This window comes from Nocardioides salsibiostraticola (assembly GCF_054783655.1).
In genome coordinates this window covers 213,855-228,154 of record NZ_BAAGQD010000026.1, presented here as the reverse complement: position 1 = coordinate 228,154, position 14,300 = coordinate 213,855, and the positions used below count along the sequence as shown (strand labels likewise).

14 protein-coding genes are annotated in these 14,300 nt (G+C 70.0%); 8 read left to right on the top strand and 6 right to left on the bottom strand.

The features are described 5' to 3' along the window. Window positions 1-75: 75 nt before the first annotated feature. On the top strand, window positions 76-822 hold the full coding sequence (locus tag ACYVLV_RS15615; protein ID WP_460811329.1) for a hypothetical protein: 747 nt from the start codon (window positions 76-78) through the stop codon (window positions 820-822). Window positions 823-911: 89 nt separating this feature from the next. On the opposite strand, the gene ACYVLV_RS15610 is transcribed toward ACYVLV_RS15615, so the two are convergent. The 3 genes from ACYVLV_RS15610 to ACYVLV_RS15600 are packed head-to-tail and all read right to left on the bottom strand — an operon-like array spanning window position 912 to window position 2,667. Continuing rightward, window positions 912-1,508, bottom strand: coding sequence for a hypothetical protein (locus tag ACYVLV_RS15610; RefSeq protein ID WP_460811328.1), 597 nt, complete (start codon window positions 1,506-1,508; stop codon window positions 912-914). Further along, complete coding sequence (locus ACYVLV_RS15605) at window positions 1,505-1,927, bottom strand: DUF3817 domain-containing protein (RefSeq protein WP_460811327.1); 423 nt, start codon at window positions 1,925-1,927, stop codon at window positions 1,505-1,507. Before ACYVLV_RS15605 ends, ACYVLV_RS15610 begins: the two co-directional genes overlap by 4 nt. After that, window positions 1,924-2,667, bottom strand: a complete 744-nt coding sequence (locus tag ACYVLV_RS15600; protein WP_460811326.1) for an SURF1 family protein — start codon at window positions 2,665-2,667, stop codon at window positions 1,924-1,926. The genes ACYVLV_RS15605 and ACYVLV_RS15600 overlap by 4 nt, the downstream gene beginning before the upstream one ends. 97 nt (window positions 2,668-2,764) lie before the next feature. Here ACYVLV_RS15600 and ACYVLV_RS15595 point away from each other — a divergent pair, with 97 nt between their 5' ends. Genes ACYVLV_RS15595 through ACYVLV_RS15565 form a run of 7 tightly spaced genes read left to right on the top strand, consistent with a single transcriptional unit; the run spans window position 2,765 to window position 11,513 of the window. Then, window positions 2,765-4,690, top strand: coding sequence for a hypothetical protein (locus ACYVLV_RS15595; RefSeq protein ID WP_460811325.1), 1,926 nt, complete (start codon window positions 2,765-2,767; stop codon window positions 4,688-4,690). A gap of 39 nt (window positions 4,691-4,729) precedes the next feature. Continuing rightward, window positions 4,730-5,740 carry an AAA family ATPase gene (locus ACYVLV_RS15590; RefSeq protein ID WP_460811324.1) on the top strand — a complete coding sequence of 337 codons (1,011 nt, stop codon included), beginning with the start codon at window positions 4,730-4,732 and terminating at the stop codon, window positions 5,738-5,740. A 13-nt stretch (window positions 5,741-5,753) separates the two neighbouring features. After that, on the top strand, window positions 5,754-6,962 hold the full coding sequence (locus tag ACYVLV_RS15585) for a DUF58 domain-containing protein (protein ID WP_460812228.1): 1,209 nt from the start codon (window positions 5,754-5,756) through the stop codon (window positions 6,960-6,962). Further along, window positions 6,959-9,238, top strand: coding sequence for a DUF3488 and transglutaminase-like domain-containing protein (locus tag ACYVLV_RS15580; protein WP_460811323.1), 2,280 nt, complete (start codon window positions 6,959-6,961; stop codon window positions 9,236-9,238). Before ACYVLV_RS15585 ends, ACYVLV_RS15580 begins: the two co-directional genes overlap by 4 nt. A gap of 57 nt (window positions 9,239-9,295) precedes the next feature. Then, window positions 9,296-10,015, top strand: coding sequence for a FadR/GntR family transcriptional regulator (locus ACYVLV_RS15575; RefSeq protein ID WP_460811322.1), 720 nt, complete (start codon window positions 9,296-9,298; stop codon window positions 10,013-10,015). After that, window positions 10,012-10,740, top strand: a complete 729-nt coding sequence (locus ACYVLV_RS15570) for a sterol desaturase family protein (protein ID WP_460811321.1) — start codon at window positions 10,012-10,014, stop codon at window positions 10,738-10,740. The genes ACYVLV_RS15575 and ACYVLV_RS15570 overlap by 4 nt, the downstream gene beginning before the upstream one ends. Further along, a complete protein-coding gene (locus ACYVLV_RS15565; protein ID WP_460811320.1) occupies window positions 10,737-11,513 on the top strand; it encodes an MBL fold metallo-hydrolase in 777 nt (258 codons plus the stop codon). Before ACYVLV_RS15570 ends, ACYVLV_RS15565 begins: the two co-directional genes overlap by 4 nt. Before the next feature lie 7 nt (window positions 11,514-11,520). On the opposite strand, the gene ACYVLV_RS15560 is transcribed toward ACYVLV_RS15565, so the two are convergent. From ACYVLV_RS15560 to ACYVLV_RS15550, 3 genes are read right to left on the bottom strand one after another with little or no spacing between them, the layout of a single operon-like run. Continuing rightward, on the bottom strand, window positions 11,521-12,474 hold the full coding sequence (locus ACYVLV_RS15560) for a hypothetical protein (protein ID WP_460811319.1): 954 nt from the start codon (window positions 12,472-12,474) through the stop codon (window positions 11,521-11,523). A 59-nt stretch (window positions 12,475-12,533) separates the two neighbouring features. Next, window positions 12,534-12,947 carry an arsenate-mycothiol transferase ArsC gene (locus tag ACYVLV_RS15555; RefSeq protein WP_460811318.1) on the bottom strand — a complete coding sequence of 138 codons (414 nt, stop codon included), beginning with the start codon at window positions 12,945-12,947 and terminating at the stop codon, window positions 12,534-12,536. After that, window positions 12,944-14,287, bottom strand: coding sequence for an NAD(P)-binding protein (locus ACYVLV_RS15550; RefSeq protein WP_460811317.1), 1,344 nt, complete (start codon window positions 14,285-14,287; stop codon window positions 12,944-12,946). Before ACYVLV_RS15550 ends, ACYVLV_RS15555 begins: the two co-directional genes overlap by 4 nt. Window positions 14,288-14,300: the final 13 nt, after the last annotated feature.

Sequence of the window (14,300 nt, the reverse complement as noted above, 5' to 3'; positions counted from 1 at the left end):
TGAGACGGCGTGAACACCCGTGTTCGCGCGATGACCGAACATCCGAGAGTTGCATTCGATAGGAAGGGGCTCGGCATGGGCTTCGGCAAGAAGAAGACATTGATCGATCAGGCCGGCGACTACGTCGACTCCCTCAAGCCCCACGTCGAGGCGGCGATGGACTCGGCCCGCGACTTCGTCCAGGACACCGCGGTCCCCGCGTTCCACGACGCCAAGGAGAAGGCCGGACCGGCCATCGCCGACGCCCGCGTGAAGGCTGCCCCGGTGATCGCCGACGCCCGCGACAAGGCGGCCGCTGGTTTCGCCGACGCCAAGGTCAAGGCGGCGCCGTACATCGCCGACGCCAAGGAGAAGGCCGGACCGGCCATCGCCGACGCTCGGGAGAAGGCGGCAGCCAGCCTCGCCGAAGCCCGCGACAACGCCGGTGACCGTGCCGAGCAGGTCCGCGACCTGGCCGAGGCCAAGGTCGCCGAGGCCAAGGGTGAGCCGGCCCCGAAGAAGAAGGGCAAGCTCAAGCGCGTCGTGAAGTTCGCGGCCGTCGCCGGCGTTGTCGGCTTCGTGGCCAAGAAGCTGCAGGGGGGCAAGAACTCCAGCGACAACTGGCAGTCCTCCTACACCCCGACGCCTGCCCCGGCGTCGACCTCGACTCCCACGGCACCCACCCCGGTGACTCCCGCCGCCCCGCAGTCCGGACAGGAAGAGGACCCCTCTGGCTCCTCCCCCGACGAGGCCCTGGCCGACGCCACCGACGCGCCGAACCCGGTCAGCACCCCGGACAACCCGGCCGAGGTCATCGACCTCGAGGGTGACGACAAGGCCTGATCTGTGGTTTGCCGGGGGCTCAGCCCCCAGTGAACCGGACTCCTGACGTTCCCGGGGCACCTTCGCCCGGGGACGTCAGGAGTTTTCTTTCAGCGACCGGATGAAGCCGCCGTACGCCGTCTGCGTCGCAGCGCCCACCCACCCAGGAGCAGTGCTCCGCCCAGGACCGTGATCGCCACGTCGATGGGGGCCACGATCGAGCCGTAGTGGTCTGCGTCGTAGTAGCTCACCGGGCTGTTGAACCGCACCGACCACTCGAACGGGAACAGCAGCAGCGGCCCGTCGTTGTGGTGGACCGGGATGTCCAGGGCCGTGTGCACCGCACACCCCACGGCGAACGCCTTCAGACCGGCGCCCACCCGGGGCCGGCTGCGGCGTACGGCGGCACCCGCGGCGTACAGGCCCACCAGCACCAGCGGTGCATGCAGCAGGTTGTGGGCGACCACGAACGCCGGGTTCGAGTAGAAGTAGTCGTCGAAGATCGATTCGAAGGACTGGCCTACGCTCCAGCCCCGGCCGACCACGAGGTACGCCGTCGTGCCCGCCGTCATCATGAACAGGCCCAGGTCCGGCGCCAGGCCACCGAGGATGAACAGACGTCGTGTGGACCGGTCGGCGAAGAGCTTCCGGGTCTTCGACCATCGAGTCAGACCCACGTTGATGACCACGTGGGTGGGGGTGATCATGGGCCGGCGGTCTGGATCGTGTGGTGCGCGCCGTCCAGTTCCTCGGCGTACTCCTCCCGCACCCGAGCCGTGGCGCGACGCTCGGCCCAGAAGGAGACCACGGGGATCGTGCCGCTGAGCAGCGTGACGATGGTGAACCGCAGATCCCAGTCCGCCTTGCGGGAGAGCAGGAACGCGGTGATCAGGAAGATCATGTAGAGCCAGCCGTGGGCGACGCCGAGGTAGGCGGAGATGTCGGTCCCGATCCGCCAGCCCGTCCCCCCGGTCTCCGGGACGTTCGGGTCGACGGCCTTGGCCAAGAAGTCGGCGTCGAAGAGCAGGTAGCCGTAGTGCAGCGGCAGACCGACCAGGACGAGCACGATGAGCAGGACGCCGACCACGGCGGCCATCACGCGGTAGCGCTGCAGAGTTCCCTTCACGAACCCGACGCTACCGGCTCGGACCACGCCTGCTCGGTGGCGGTCTCGTCCACCACGAACCGCCACCACACGAACAGGGCGAAGGCGCCGAAGATCCACCACTCCACGGCGTAGAGGAAGTTGCGCAGCGCGGTGAACCGGCCCGCCGGAGGCAGCTGCTCCAGCGAGGCCGGCTCCAACCCGTCCAGGGGCGTGGTCGAGACGCCGTAGGCGCCGTACAGGTCCTGGTCGACCCGCTGGATGAGGTCACCGGTCCGCATCTGGGGCAGTACGTCGTCACTCGGGTCGTCGTCGGCCTGACCGGTGCCCTCGGTGGGTTGCAGCCAGGTCTCCACCGACGCGGATCCGGTCGGGTTCGGCGGGCCGTCCTCGAGGTCCGCGACCCAGCCGCGCACCACAGGCAGCGCGGGGTCATCGACCGCTCCGACGGCCAGGGAAGTCACCACCCAGTAGCCCTCGACCCCGTCGATCTCCCGTCCGGAGACGAACACGGTGCTGGCCGGCAACCACTCACCGGACAGGGTCACCGGTCGCCCCACGTCGCGACCCGGGAACGGGTCGTCGGGTCCCATCACGTCGGTGAGCGGGACCGGCGCGGACTGCGTCAGATCGGACTGCTCGGCGGTGCGGATGGCCTGCCAGGCGGACAGCTGCCACAGGCCCAGGGCCCCGGCGGCCATAACGCAGACGATCGCAAGCGCGGTGGCACCGATCAGTCGCGAAGTCAGATACCGGGCCACGGGCTCAAGGGTACGGACCCTGGGAGCGCGACTGTTTCGCGTCGGCTCCCACGGGTACCTTGCGGGGATCCCGACCGATCGATCGCGAAGGCCTACGTTGAACCCACTCACCCGTACGACCCTGGTGCTCATCACCGCCTCGTCGCTGACCCTGGTCGCCCAGCCGGCCCAGGCAGTTCAACCGGGTCAGGCGGCCCAGCCGGCCCAGGCAACAGCGGGTCGTACGCCGCTGGGTCCTGTGACTTCAGCGCAACGCACCTCTGCCCTGCGGATCACCGTGAGCAACGAACGCCAGTTGCGCCGCGCCGTCGTGCGAGCCAACGCCCGCGGCGGCGCGCGAACGGTCATCAGACTCGATCGGACCATCCGTTTCTCGACCACCCGGCCCACCCGGGGTCCCGCCACGCGCGGCGACCTCGATGTCTCCGGCAACGTCCTGCTCCTGGGTCGCGGGAAGGCGATCCGGGCCCGCGGCACCGACCGCATCTTCGACGTGCGCTCCTCGGGACGTTTGGTCCTGAAGTCGGTCACCCTCGACGGCGGCGATCCCGGACCAAGCACCTCCGGCGGCGCCATCCGCTCGACTGGTCGGTTGACGCTGCGCGGCAGCGTGGTCGACGGCAACTCGGTGACCGACGAATCACCCCGTGCGGTGGGCGGTGGCATCTCGATCGAGGGCGGCTCAGCGCGCCTGCTGGACTCCAGGATCTCCGACAACATCGGGCGTTGGTTCGGTGGCGGGGTGGCCATCCGCGGGGCCTCGGTGGTGATGCGGCGTACCGAGGTGAGCGGAAACCAAGCACGAAGGACCGATTTCCGTCAGCGCCGGATCTACGGGGGGAAGCACGGCGGAGGGATCTACGTCGGCGACCGGGGACGCCTCCTGGCCGATCGGGTGGTCCTCGAACGGAACATGGCGGAGATGAACGGTGGTGGACTGCTGATCGAGGGTGCATCCTCGGTGGGTCTGCGTGCCTCCACCCTGGTCGAGAACACCTCGTTCGCCCCAGACGAGGCCGGCTACGGCGGTGGCGGGATCTACGCCGCCGAGAGCGTCGTCGCCATCGCCGACTCGATGCTGAAGGCCAACTCCGCCTACTACTCATTCGGTGGCGGGATCCACGTGGACAGCGGAACCCTGACCATGACCGGTTCGCGGCTGCGCGCGAACGACGCGCGGGTCGCCGGGGGTGGATTGGCGGTGCGGGACGGCGCGGTCTCGATGGACTCCACGCTGACGTTGCGCAACTCCGTCGGTCTCAGGAGGTTCGACCCACCCCACCCAAGTGACACCTATCAGGCGTTCGGCGGTGGCCTGGCCCTCTACGGGCAGGGTGCGCTGGACGTCGTCGCCAGCGACATCGTCACCAATACCAGCGACGCTGGCGGAGGAGGAGTCTTCGTGGGCAGGTTGAGCCCGGGCGACGGCCCGCAGGGCTTCTCGCTGCGCAACTCGACGGTGCGTTCCAACGTGGTGACCAACAAATACGCGTGCTGCATCTCCGGCGGTGGCGGCGGGTTCTACCTCGAAGCCGGAGACGTTCTGCTCGACCAGGTAGCCGTGACCGACAACCGAGCGACCGGAAACTACTCGTCCGGTGCCGGATTGTTCGCGGACGCCGACGACCAGCACCGGTGGCCCTTGACGCTACGTCTGTCGAACTCGGTGTTCTCCGGCAATCGAGCCGCCACTTTCGGCGGCGGGATGTACCTCGCCGACGGTGAGCACGACCTGACCGACGTCGACATCATCGACAACCAGGCCGGACCGCACGAGGTCTCGGCGGCCGGCCACGGTGGAGGGTTGTACCTCAGGTCCGACGCGCCCGTGCGCTACCGCGGCGGTGTCATCGCCGACAACTCGGCCACCGAGGAGGGTGGTGGCATCTGGTCGGGCGGCCAGGACTTCGTCGGGACTGATCTGACGTTGCGGGACAACCGAGCCCCCATCGGTCCGCGCTACTGCTTCCGCAGCGTCGACAACTCCCTGAACGGGCGCTCGGTCGACCAGGAGTGCCAGTAGCCGCCTGCGGTAGCAGCGGCAGGCGTAATCTTCCCCAGCATGACCCATAGCGCCGTTCCGACTACCGAGTCCGCTGCGGGCACCGACCCCCTGACCGACCGGGAGGCCGCCGGCTTCGCTTCCGACTTCGACCGGATCGTCGGGTCGGTCGGTCAGGCGGTCCTGGGCAAGGAGCACGTCGTACGCCTGGCCACCACGTGCCTGGTCTCCGAGGGACACCTGCTGCTGGAGGACCTCCCTGGCACCGGGAAAACCATGCTGGCGCGCGCGTTGGCCAACACCGTCGAGGGAAGTCACGCCCGGATCCAGTTCACCCCCGACCTCTTGCCGACCGACGTCACCGGGGTGACGGTCTACGACCAGCACAAGGGCACCTTCTCCTTCCACCCCGGACCGATCTTCCACGACATCGTGTTGGCCGATGAGATCAACCGGGCCTCGCCCAAGACGCAGGCGGCGCTGCTGGAGGTGATGGAGGAGGGGCACGTCACCGTCGACGGAGTCACCCACTCGGTACACCGACCCTTCATGGTCATCGCCACCCAGAACCCCATCGAGCAGGCCGGCACCTACCGCCTGCCCGAGGCCCAGCTCGACCGGTTCCTGATGAAGACGTCGGTGGGCTACCCCGACGCCGAGTCGACCGAGGAACTGCTGCTGGGATCAGGCCTTCGCGACCGCGCCTCCCTGGCCACCGTCGCGGTGACCACCGCAGACCTCAACGAGATGGCGACCCTGGCCGGGCGGGTGTACGTCGACCGGGTCATCGTGCGCTACGTCCGGGAGCTCGCCGAGGCCTCCCGCACCCTGCCGCACGTGAAGATGGGTCTCTCCGCGCGAGGTGCCCTGGCGATGATCCGCGTGGCCAAGACCTGGGCCGCCTCGCAGGGTCGGGCCAGCGTCGTACCCGAGGATGTGACCGCGCTGGCCGAACCCGTCCTGTGCCACCGCGTGCTGCTGGACTCCCAGGCCCAGTTCAGCGGGGTCGGCATCAACGAGGTGATCGATCAGCTGCTCCGCACGGTCACCCCGCCCACCGTCCGCGCGTGATCCCCGCGACGTGATGAACCGACTGCGTCGCCGCCTTCCCGTGCTGATCAGGACGATCCTCGGTGGGATCACCCCCGCCGGACGGGCCGCCCTGCTCCTCGCGATCGCCGGGCTGACGCTGGGGGAGTACGCCGGCTACACCGAGTTCCGTCTTTTTGCCGCAGTGCTGGGACTGCTGTTCGTGGTCTCGCTGATCTTCACCGCGCTGCCCACCGTGGTCCGCGCCGAGCTCGACCTCTCCCCCGCCCACACCGTCGCGGGCAACGCGAGCCGCGCGGTTCTGAAGGTGACCAACCTGCGACGGATCCGGATGTACCACCCGCTGGTGATCGTCCCGATCAGTGCTCCCAACGGGGTCGTGCACGCCCGTGTCCCCGTCCGGCTCCCGGTGCTGCGACGCGGCGAACCGCACACCATGCCATTCGAGGTGCCGGCCCCGCGGCGCGGCGTACTGCGCGTCGGGCCGGTGGGGGCACGCCGGACCGACCCGCTCGGCTTCTTCTGGCGCCACGCCTCCTGGACCGTCCCGGTCGAACTGCTCGTACGGCCCCGGATGGTGCCGTTGGAGGCCATGGGCGCCGGGTTCGTCCAGGACCTCGAGGGCACCCCCAGCGACCAGGTGTCGATGAGCGACCTGTCCTTCCACGCGTTGCGCGAGTACGTCCGCGGCGACGACCTGCGCCATGTGCACTGGCGCTCCTCGGCCCGGACGGGACAGTTGTACATCCGGCAGTACCACGACACCCGGCGCAGTCACGCCGTCGTGATCGTCGACGACGACCGCGCCGCTTACTCCACCCCCGATGAGTTCGAGTTGGCGTTATCCATCGCCGCTTCGGTGGTTGGTCGGGCCGCCCTGGACGGCTACGACCTGAGCCTGGTCTGCGGGGTCGCCCACCTCACCGGGACCGCCGAGTCGGTGCTCGACGCCCTGTGTCGGGTCGAGTGGTCCGCCCGGGCCGACCTGGTCTCCGCGACCACCTCCGCCCGCTCCCTGATCCTGGCCGCGAGCCAGGTCATCGTGGTCAGCGGCGCCCACCTGTCCGACGAATCGGTCGAGCGCGTGCGCGCCGAGGCCACGGGAGAGGGCCAGTTGCTGACCCTGCGTGCCGACCTCAGCGGCGCCGAGGAGGCCACCGCCCGACCCGACCTCGTCACGGTCACCGACCTCACCCACCTCCCGGCCGCCCTGTCGGCGTACGCCGAACAGTCGATCGGATGAGCACCTCCCTCGCGGCCCGGATCCGGCCTCAACACACCGTCGACATCTTCTTCGTCGTCGCCCTGTCCGCGCTGGCTATGGTCGGCTGGTCCGCCACCTTCGCCGGTCCCGGTTGGTGGATCGCCGCGACCGCCGTGGCGCTGCTGGGGATCGCCATCGCGGTGGCCATCTCGGACGCCGGTGGTGGCGTGCAGTGGGTGTTGTTGGCCCTGATCGGTGTCTACCTGTTGATCGCCGGCCCCCTGGCCGTGGGTCGGGTGGAGTTGATCGGCCTGGACTCCTTCGAGGTCGGGATGACCCGGACCGGGTCGTCCTGGCTGACCCTGATGAAGACCCATCCGCCGGTGGATGCGACCGGGGCGGTGCTGATCCCGCCGGTGCTGTTGAGTCTCTTCGGTCCTGCGCTGGCGGTGTCGCTGTCGGTGCGGAGTCGTCGGATGCTCGCGCCCCTGATCCCCCCGAGCCTCGCCTTCGTCGCGGTGATCCTGATGGGTCAACACAGCACCACGTCGGTCATCGGTCAGGGGATGGCCTTCGCCGGGGTGGCCGTGCTGTGGATGCGGGTGCGGGCGTTGCGCGACGAGGAGAGCGGGACCGGACACGACCCGGCCCGCGGTCGTCGGATCGCCGCCAGCGTGGGCCTGATCCTGGCGGCCAGCCTGGCCGTCGTCGCCGTGGGCGCACCCACGCTGAGCCAGGCCACCGGACCGACGTCCGGCATCAGCGACGAGGAGATCATCCCGGCCATCCCGGACACCGAGGTCGACCCACCACCGGGAGCCGAGCGGTTCCTGCTGCGCGACCGCGCCGACCCCTTCGACGCCGAACGGCTCCGCACCCCGCTGGACCAGTTCCGCGACTTCACCCGACAGACCCCCGGGACCGAGGACAACGTCTTCGAGGACCGTCTGCTGCGGGTGGAGGGTGCGCCGACCGGGTCACGGATCCGGTTCGCGGCGCTCGACACCTACGACGGCCAACGGTGGAAGGCCGACAACAACACCGATCCGCTGCGGCTGGACGACCGGTTCCTGGGCGTCTCCTCGCAGATCGACAACCCTGCGAAGGGGAAGCGGGCCGAGGTGACGGTGACGCTGAGCGGGAAGTGGGACCTGCCCTGGGTGCCCACGGTCGGGGCCCTGCAGAGCTTCGAGTTCGACCGGTCGAGCAGCGCCGATCCGACCGACCTGCGCTACAACCCCGCCACCTCCACGGCTGTGATGAGCGGAGACCCGGCCACCCAGGAGCGCTACACCTTCACCACCGTCATCCCCGACACCTCACTGAAGCGCTCGGACGACGCGGCGCCGTACTTCGACGAGGACCTGTTCAAGCAGGCGCGGTTCATCGACGAGCCCACGACCCTGTTCCGCTTCGGTGCCGTGACCCGGATCGACGCGCTGTTCAAGGTCGCGGCGACGCTGAAGAAGATCGGGTTCTACAGCGACGGCATCTCGGGCTTCGAGTCACAGTTCGCCGCGGGACAGTCGGTCAAACGACTCGGCGAAGACTTCGTCCTGGCCCAACCCACCGTGGGCAACGACGAGCAGTACGCCGCCGCCTTCGCCCTGATGGTCAGCCGCATCCGGATCCCCGCGCGGGTCGTGGTCGGGGCCGTGGTGCCCAAGAACGGGCTGATCCGGGGTCGTGACGTGCAGGCCTGGGTCGAGGTGCGGTTGGCCGACGGCACCTGGCACACCGTTCCGACCGAACAGTTCATGTCGACGAAGCGACCCACCGGGGCCCAGGTGTTCGGGGGTCCGCAGCTGCGCGACTTCCCGGACCCGCCCGACCCGGAGGATCTCGAACAGGCCGAGCCCCAGCCGGAGGACCCCGCCCGGGAGGCCGACGAGCGTGACGAACCGCCCGTCGTGGACCGCGACTGGTGGTGGCTCCTGGTCGTCCCGCTGTTGGTGGTGTCGTTCGCGCCGCTGGTGCTGAAGACGGTGCGCCGACGTCGGCGACGGCGTACGGGCTCCGGAGCAGCACGGTACGCCGGGGCGTGGGCGGAGCTGATCGACCGGGCCCGCGACCTCGGCCACGACGTACCGCCAGGCCTGACCCGGCCGGCCCAGGCTCGGGTCCTCGCTCGAGGCGACCTGTTAGCCCTGGAGGCCGACCGGCGCACCTTCGCCAGCGCGGACCCCGGCGAGGAGGCGGCCGCCGAGTTCTGGGACCTCGTCGAGGGGGAACTCACCGATCTGCGCCACGAGGCCACCCTCTGGAGGCGGGTCTGGGCCCGGATCACCCCACGATCGCTTCGCCGGTCAGTCTGACCCAACAAAGTGGTCAGACCACTTGACCTCTGACCGGCCCAATGCCAGGCTCCGAGAATGCCCCTTCACCCCGTAGCCCGCCGGTCGGTCCCCGACGACGTCTTCGACCAGGTCCTGGGCGAGGTCATCTCCGGCGAGATCTCCCCGGGCGAGACCCTGCCCAGCGAACGACGTCTCGCGGAGGTCCTCGGCGTCTCACGTCCGGCCGTGCGGGAAGCCCTGCAGCGGATGGCGCAGACCCGACTGCTCGACGTACGACACGGAGGATCCACCACCGTCCGCGACTTCAAGCGCTACGCCGGACTGGACCTGCTCCCGGCCCTGCTGGTGCGAGCAGGGGGTCTCGACACGGTGGTCGTGCGCAGCATCCTCGAGGCCCGTCTCGCGATCGGCCCCGCGGTCGCCGCCCTCGCTGCGGGACGCGGCGGCCCGACGCTGGCGGTAGCGCTGACCGACTGCGTCGAAGCCCTGGGACGGACCGAGGACGGCGTCGAGCGCCAGGTCCATGCCTTGGAGTTCTGGGACCTCATGGTGGACGCCGCGGATTCGGTCGTGTTCCGGATGATGTTCAACAGCCTGCGCGCCGCCTACGAGCCGGCCCTGGAGGCACTGGCCCCGGTGATGGCCGAGGAGGTCGGACAGAGCGGGGCGTACGCGGTGTTGACCGCAGCGATCGGCGCCGGTGACCCCGAGACGGCCAAGGCGGCCGCCGAACGGGTCCTGCGCCCCGCGACCGACAGCATCCTGGCCGCCCTCACGGGCCTGGAGGAGTCATGACGAAGCCGGCGGACCGGGTCGAGGCTCAGGCCATCGAGCAGGTGGCGCGCGACGAGCGGCAGCTGCGAACCACCGGTCCGCGCAGGACCAACGTCTCCCTGCGGGAAGCCGCACGTCAGTTCTGGCGCCACCCGAGCCCCTACCTGATCGGAGGCTCCCTCGGAGCGACCATCGCGGTGCGGAGCATGCTGGGCCGAGGTGCCTGGTGGGAGCTGGCGATCCCCGTAGTCCTCGTGGTGTTGCTGCCGCTGATCGAATGGGCCATCCACGTGTTCGTCCTGCACTGGCGTCCGCGTCAACTCGCACGGGTGCGGATCGACTCGCTGCTGGCGCGCAAACACCGCGAGCACCACCGCGATCCGCGCGACCTTCCGTTGATCTTCATCCCGTGGCCGGCCCTGGTGTGGCTGCTCCCCGCGAGTGCCATCGTCGCCTGGTTGGCCATGCCGACTCCCCAGAGTGCGGGGTCGTTGCTCGTGTCGGTGCTCGCCCTGATGTTCGGCTACGAGTGGATCCATTACCTCGTGCACAGCGACTACCGGCCCCGTTCGCGGTGGTACCGCGCGGTCTGGCGCAATCACCGACTTCACCACTACAAGAACGAGAACTACTGGTTCACTGTCACCACCGCTGGGACCGCGGACCGTCTGCTCGGGACGTTCCCGCAGCCGACGGAGATCGAGACCTCCCCCACCGTTCGCAGACTGCACGAAAGTACCCCGTGATCCATCACCTGAACTGCGCGACCATGAACCCGATCGGCACACCCCCGGTGGTGGCGCACGTCCTGCTCGTCGAACGCACCGACGGTCTGCTGCTGGTCGACACCGGTTTCGGGTCGCAGGATCTGGCCACCCCGAAGCGCCTGGGGCAGCCCTTCCGCGCCCTGATGCGACCGGCCCTCGATCCGGCCGAGCCCGCGTTGGCCCAGGTCGAGCGCCTGGGCTTCCGGCGCGAGGACGTCACCGACATCGCGCTGACCCATCTCGACCTCGATCACGCCGGCGGGATCGGGGACTTCCCCCGGGCCCGCATCCACGTGCACGCCAACGAGCTCCAGGTGGCCCGCAATCCCGGGGCTCGTGACCGGGCCCGCTACGTCGCCGCCCAGTGGGGTCACGACCCGACCTGGGTGACCCACCGCGCGGACGGGGGCGACACCTGGCAGGGCCTCACCTCGGTGACCGCCCTGGATGACGACGTCGTCCTGGTGCCATTGCACGGTCACTCCGCGGGCCACTGTGGGGTCGCCGTACGCCGTCCCGAGGGTGGGTGGTTGTTGCACGCCGGGGACTCCTACTTCCATGCCGAGGAGACCGAGACGCCTCCCCGTTGCCCGGCGTCGCTACGGCTCTTCCAGCGGGTGGTCGCCCACGACAACCGTGCACGGGTGGCCAACCAGGCGCGGCTGCGAGAGCTACGGACCCCGGCGGACGACGTCACCGTCTTCAGCGCCCACGACGCGACGGAGTTCGCCGCGTTGGCTCGAGCTGAGTAGCAGGCCTCTAGGCAGGGCACGCCGCGAACGGCAGTCGGCCCTCGAGCGCGAGCGAGGCGGCCAGGACCGGGTCACCGAGATCGAACCCGATGCGGCCGCTCTGGGCGTCGGCGACCCCGCGCACGTACGCCGTGGCCACGTCGGGTTCGGCCAACGGGGGCTCGGCCAGGCTGCGGCGAGCGTTGAGGTCGGCGCGTCCCGGACCCACCCTGACCGTGGCCAAGGTGGATCCGAAGGTGATCGAGAAGGCGTCGAGGGGTTGGGTGCCACCCAGCGCCTGGGTCGTGGCGGCCGGTAGTGCCGTCAGCGGCCCGCCCAGCGCGGTCTCGGGGTCGACACAGGTCATCGCGAGGTAGACCGAGACGGCCGAGGGCGCGATCAGCGCGGCGACGTCGGGATCCGCGGCGAGGCTGTCCTCCTCCGCGCTCACGGCCCGCGACGACACGAGTCGATGCGCGATGTCCACCTCGCCGTCGACCAGGTCGCCCACGCCGTCCTCGACCGCGGCCTGCACCGAGCCCATGGACACGCCCTGGCGCAGCGCGAGGATCCAACCGGGCCCCTCGGGGGTCGTGAAGTCCGCCTCCCACACGACGTCGTCCTTGGTGAAGGCGTAGTCGGTGCGCAACTGCTGGTCGACCGGCCGCAGGAGGCCGCGGGTCAGGGTGGCGCTCTGGGAGAGGGTCTGACGCCAGAACTGTGCGCGCTCATCGACCGGGCTCGTGCTGTCGAGGTCCGGGGTCCCGAGATCGCCCTTGATGCGGGCGAAGTCGGTGAACCGTACGTCGGTCGCGGTGGCCGGGATGCGGGCGAGGGCCTGCAGTGCGGGCGTGGGTGCCGGCGCGGTCGTCGTCGGGGCCGGGGCCGGGGGCGCGGCCTCGGTCGCTTCGGGTTCGGCGGAGCAGCCGGTGGCCAACGAAGCAGCGATCAGCAGCGCACCGAGGCGGTGGTGGATCCCCATGCGCGGAGTGTCGCACTGTTCGGGGTGCTACGTCCTGCGGTGTCGCGGATGCCCCAGGATCAGAGAACCTGGAGTCGACCGGCCAGATCCCGTACGCGGGCGGCAATGTCGTCGCGGACCAGTCGCATCCGTTCGACACCTTCTATCCCGCGCTCGGAGGGTTCGTCGGTGTCCCAGTTCTCCCGTGCGGTTCCCTCGGGCGCCTCGACCACGGCCTCCCGGCCCAGGGTGATCACCAGATCGGCGGCGTCGATCATCTCGGCGGTGATGGGCTGGGTGCGCTGGTCGGCGATGTCGACGCCGACCTCGGCCAGGACCTCCACGGAGAGCGCGTTGAGGGAGGTGCCCGGACGCGTGCCGGCGGACTCCACCTCGACGCTTTCCCCCACGAGGTGTCGCGTCAGCCCGGCCGCCATCTGGGACTTGCCACCGTTCTTGACGCAGACGAACAGAACCCGCGGCGTCTCGCTCATGCCTTGCCCAGGGTGATCAGTTCGGGCGCCTCGGCAGGAGCCCCGCAGCAGCCGGCCGAGGTCGCGACGGCATCCGGTGCATCGAAGGCGCCCGCGCCGTTGCAGACCCCGGTCTCGGGCAGCACCAGCTCCACCCGACGAGCGGCCTCGAGGTCGCCGGCCAATGCGGCAACGACCGAGCGGACCTGCTCGAACCCGGTCATGGCCAGGAACGACGGAGCGCGGCCGTAGGACTTCATGCCGACGAGGTAGAGGTCGGCCTCGGGCTGACTCAACTCCAGGTAGCCGTGCGGCTCGACGTCGCCGCAGCTGTGGTGGTCCGGGTGGATCTGCTCGGCCAGGACCCGGGTCGAACCGAGCGCCGGGTCGAGGTCCAGGCGGACCTCGGAGAGGAAGGAGAAGTCGGGACGGAAGCCGGTGACCACGATGATCTCGTCGATGTCGGTGACCTGTTTGCCATTGACCGAGGTCACGGTGAGCCGGTCGTCGTCCTGGGCGGTGACGGACTCGGTGCGGAACTCGGTGACGTGGGTGACGTGACCCCGCTCGGCCGCGGCCTGCGCGTCCTGACCCAGCTTGCCGCGTTGCTCGAGCTGGTCGTTGTCGCCACCGCCGAAGGCCTCACCCACGCTGGGACGGCGCAACAGCCAGGAGACGGTGGTGTCCGCGTCCTGCTCCGCGAGCCGAGCGAGCCCGATGAGTACCCCTTGAGCCGAGGCCCCCTTGCCGGCGACGGCGACGTGCTTTCCGGCGTACCGCTGGGTGGTGAGGGGGTCGGTGAAGTCGGGGATCCCGTAGGTGATGCGGGCGGTGTTCTCGGCCTCGCCCAACGCGGGATAGCCATCGGCGCCCAGCGGGTTGGGCCGGGTCCAGGTGCCCGAGGCGTCGATGACCGCGGAGGCGAGCAAGCGCTCGTGCCCGGCAGCGGTCTGCACGTGAATGGCGAACGCATCGGCCTCCCGACCGGAGTCGACCAACAGGTCGCGGCCGGCGCGGGCCACCCCGGTGGCTCGGGCGTCATACCGGATCTGGCCGCGGTCCAGGCCGTCGAGAAAGGCGGCCAGGGGCGTGAGGTAGTGCTCGCGCCATTCGGCGCCGGTGGGGTACGCCGCGTCGTCCGGAGCGCTCCAGGTGCCCTGGGCCTCGAGAAGTCGCCGGGCCGCCGGGTCGATGAGTTCGGACCAGGCGGAGAACATCCGGACGTGGCCCCACTCCCCCACCGTCGCTCCAGCCTCGGGTCCCGCCTCGAGGAGGACGAAGTCGCGGTCGCGCTCGGCGGCGTTGGCTGCGGCGGCCAGACCGATCGGGCCGGCACCGATGATGGCGAGGGGCTGTTCCATGGTGTCTCCTAGG

Coding starts and splice junctions, on each gene's coding strand:
- ACYVLV_RS15570 (WP_460811321.1), top strand. CDS start 10,012: ATGACGAAGCCGGCGGACCGGGTCGAGGCTCAGGCCATCGAGCAGGTG.
- ACYVLV_RS15575 (WP_460811322.1), top strand. CDS start 9,296: ATGCCCCTTCACCCCGTAGCCCGCCGGTCGGTCCCCGACGACGTCTTC.
- ACYVLV_RS15580 (WP_460811323.1), top strand. CDS start 6,959: ATGAGCACCTCCCTCGCGGCCCGGATCCGGCCTCAACACACCGTCGAC.
- ACYVLV_RS15610 (WP_460811328.1), bottom strand. CDS start 1,508: ATGATCACCCCCACCCACGTGGTCATCAACGTGGGTCTGACTCGATGG.
- ACYVLV_RS15590 (WP_460811324.1), top strand. CDS start 4,730: ATGACCCATAGCGCCGTTCCGACTACCGAGTCCGCTGCGGGCACCGAC.
- ACYVLV_RS15560 (WP_460811319.1), bottom strand. CDS start 12,474: ATGGGGATCCACCACCGCCTCGGTGCGCTGCTGATCGCTGCTTCGTTG.
- ACYVLV_RS15550 (WP_460811317.1), bottom strand. CDS start 14,287: ATGGAACAGCCCCTCGCCATCATCGGTGCCGGCCCGATCGGTCTGGCC.
- ACYVLV_RS15585 (WP_460812228.1), top strand. CDS start 5,754: ATGAACCGACTGCGTCGCCGCCTTCCCGTGCTGATCAGGACGATCCTC.
- ACYVLV_RS15555 (WP_460811318.1), bottom strand. CDS start 12,947: ATGAGCGAGACGCCGCGGGTTCTGTTCGTCTGCGTCAAGAACGGTGGC.
- ACYVLV_RS15615 (WP_460811329.1), top strand. CDS start 76: ATGGGCTTCGGCAAGAAGAAGACATTGATCGATCAGGCCGGCGACTAC.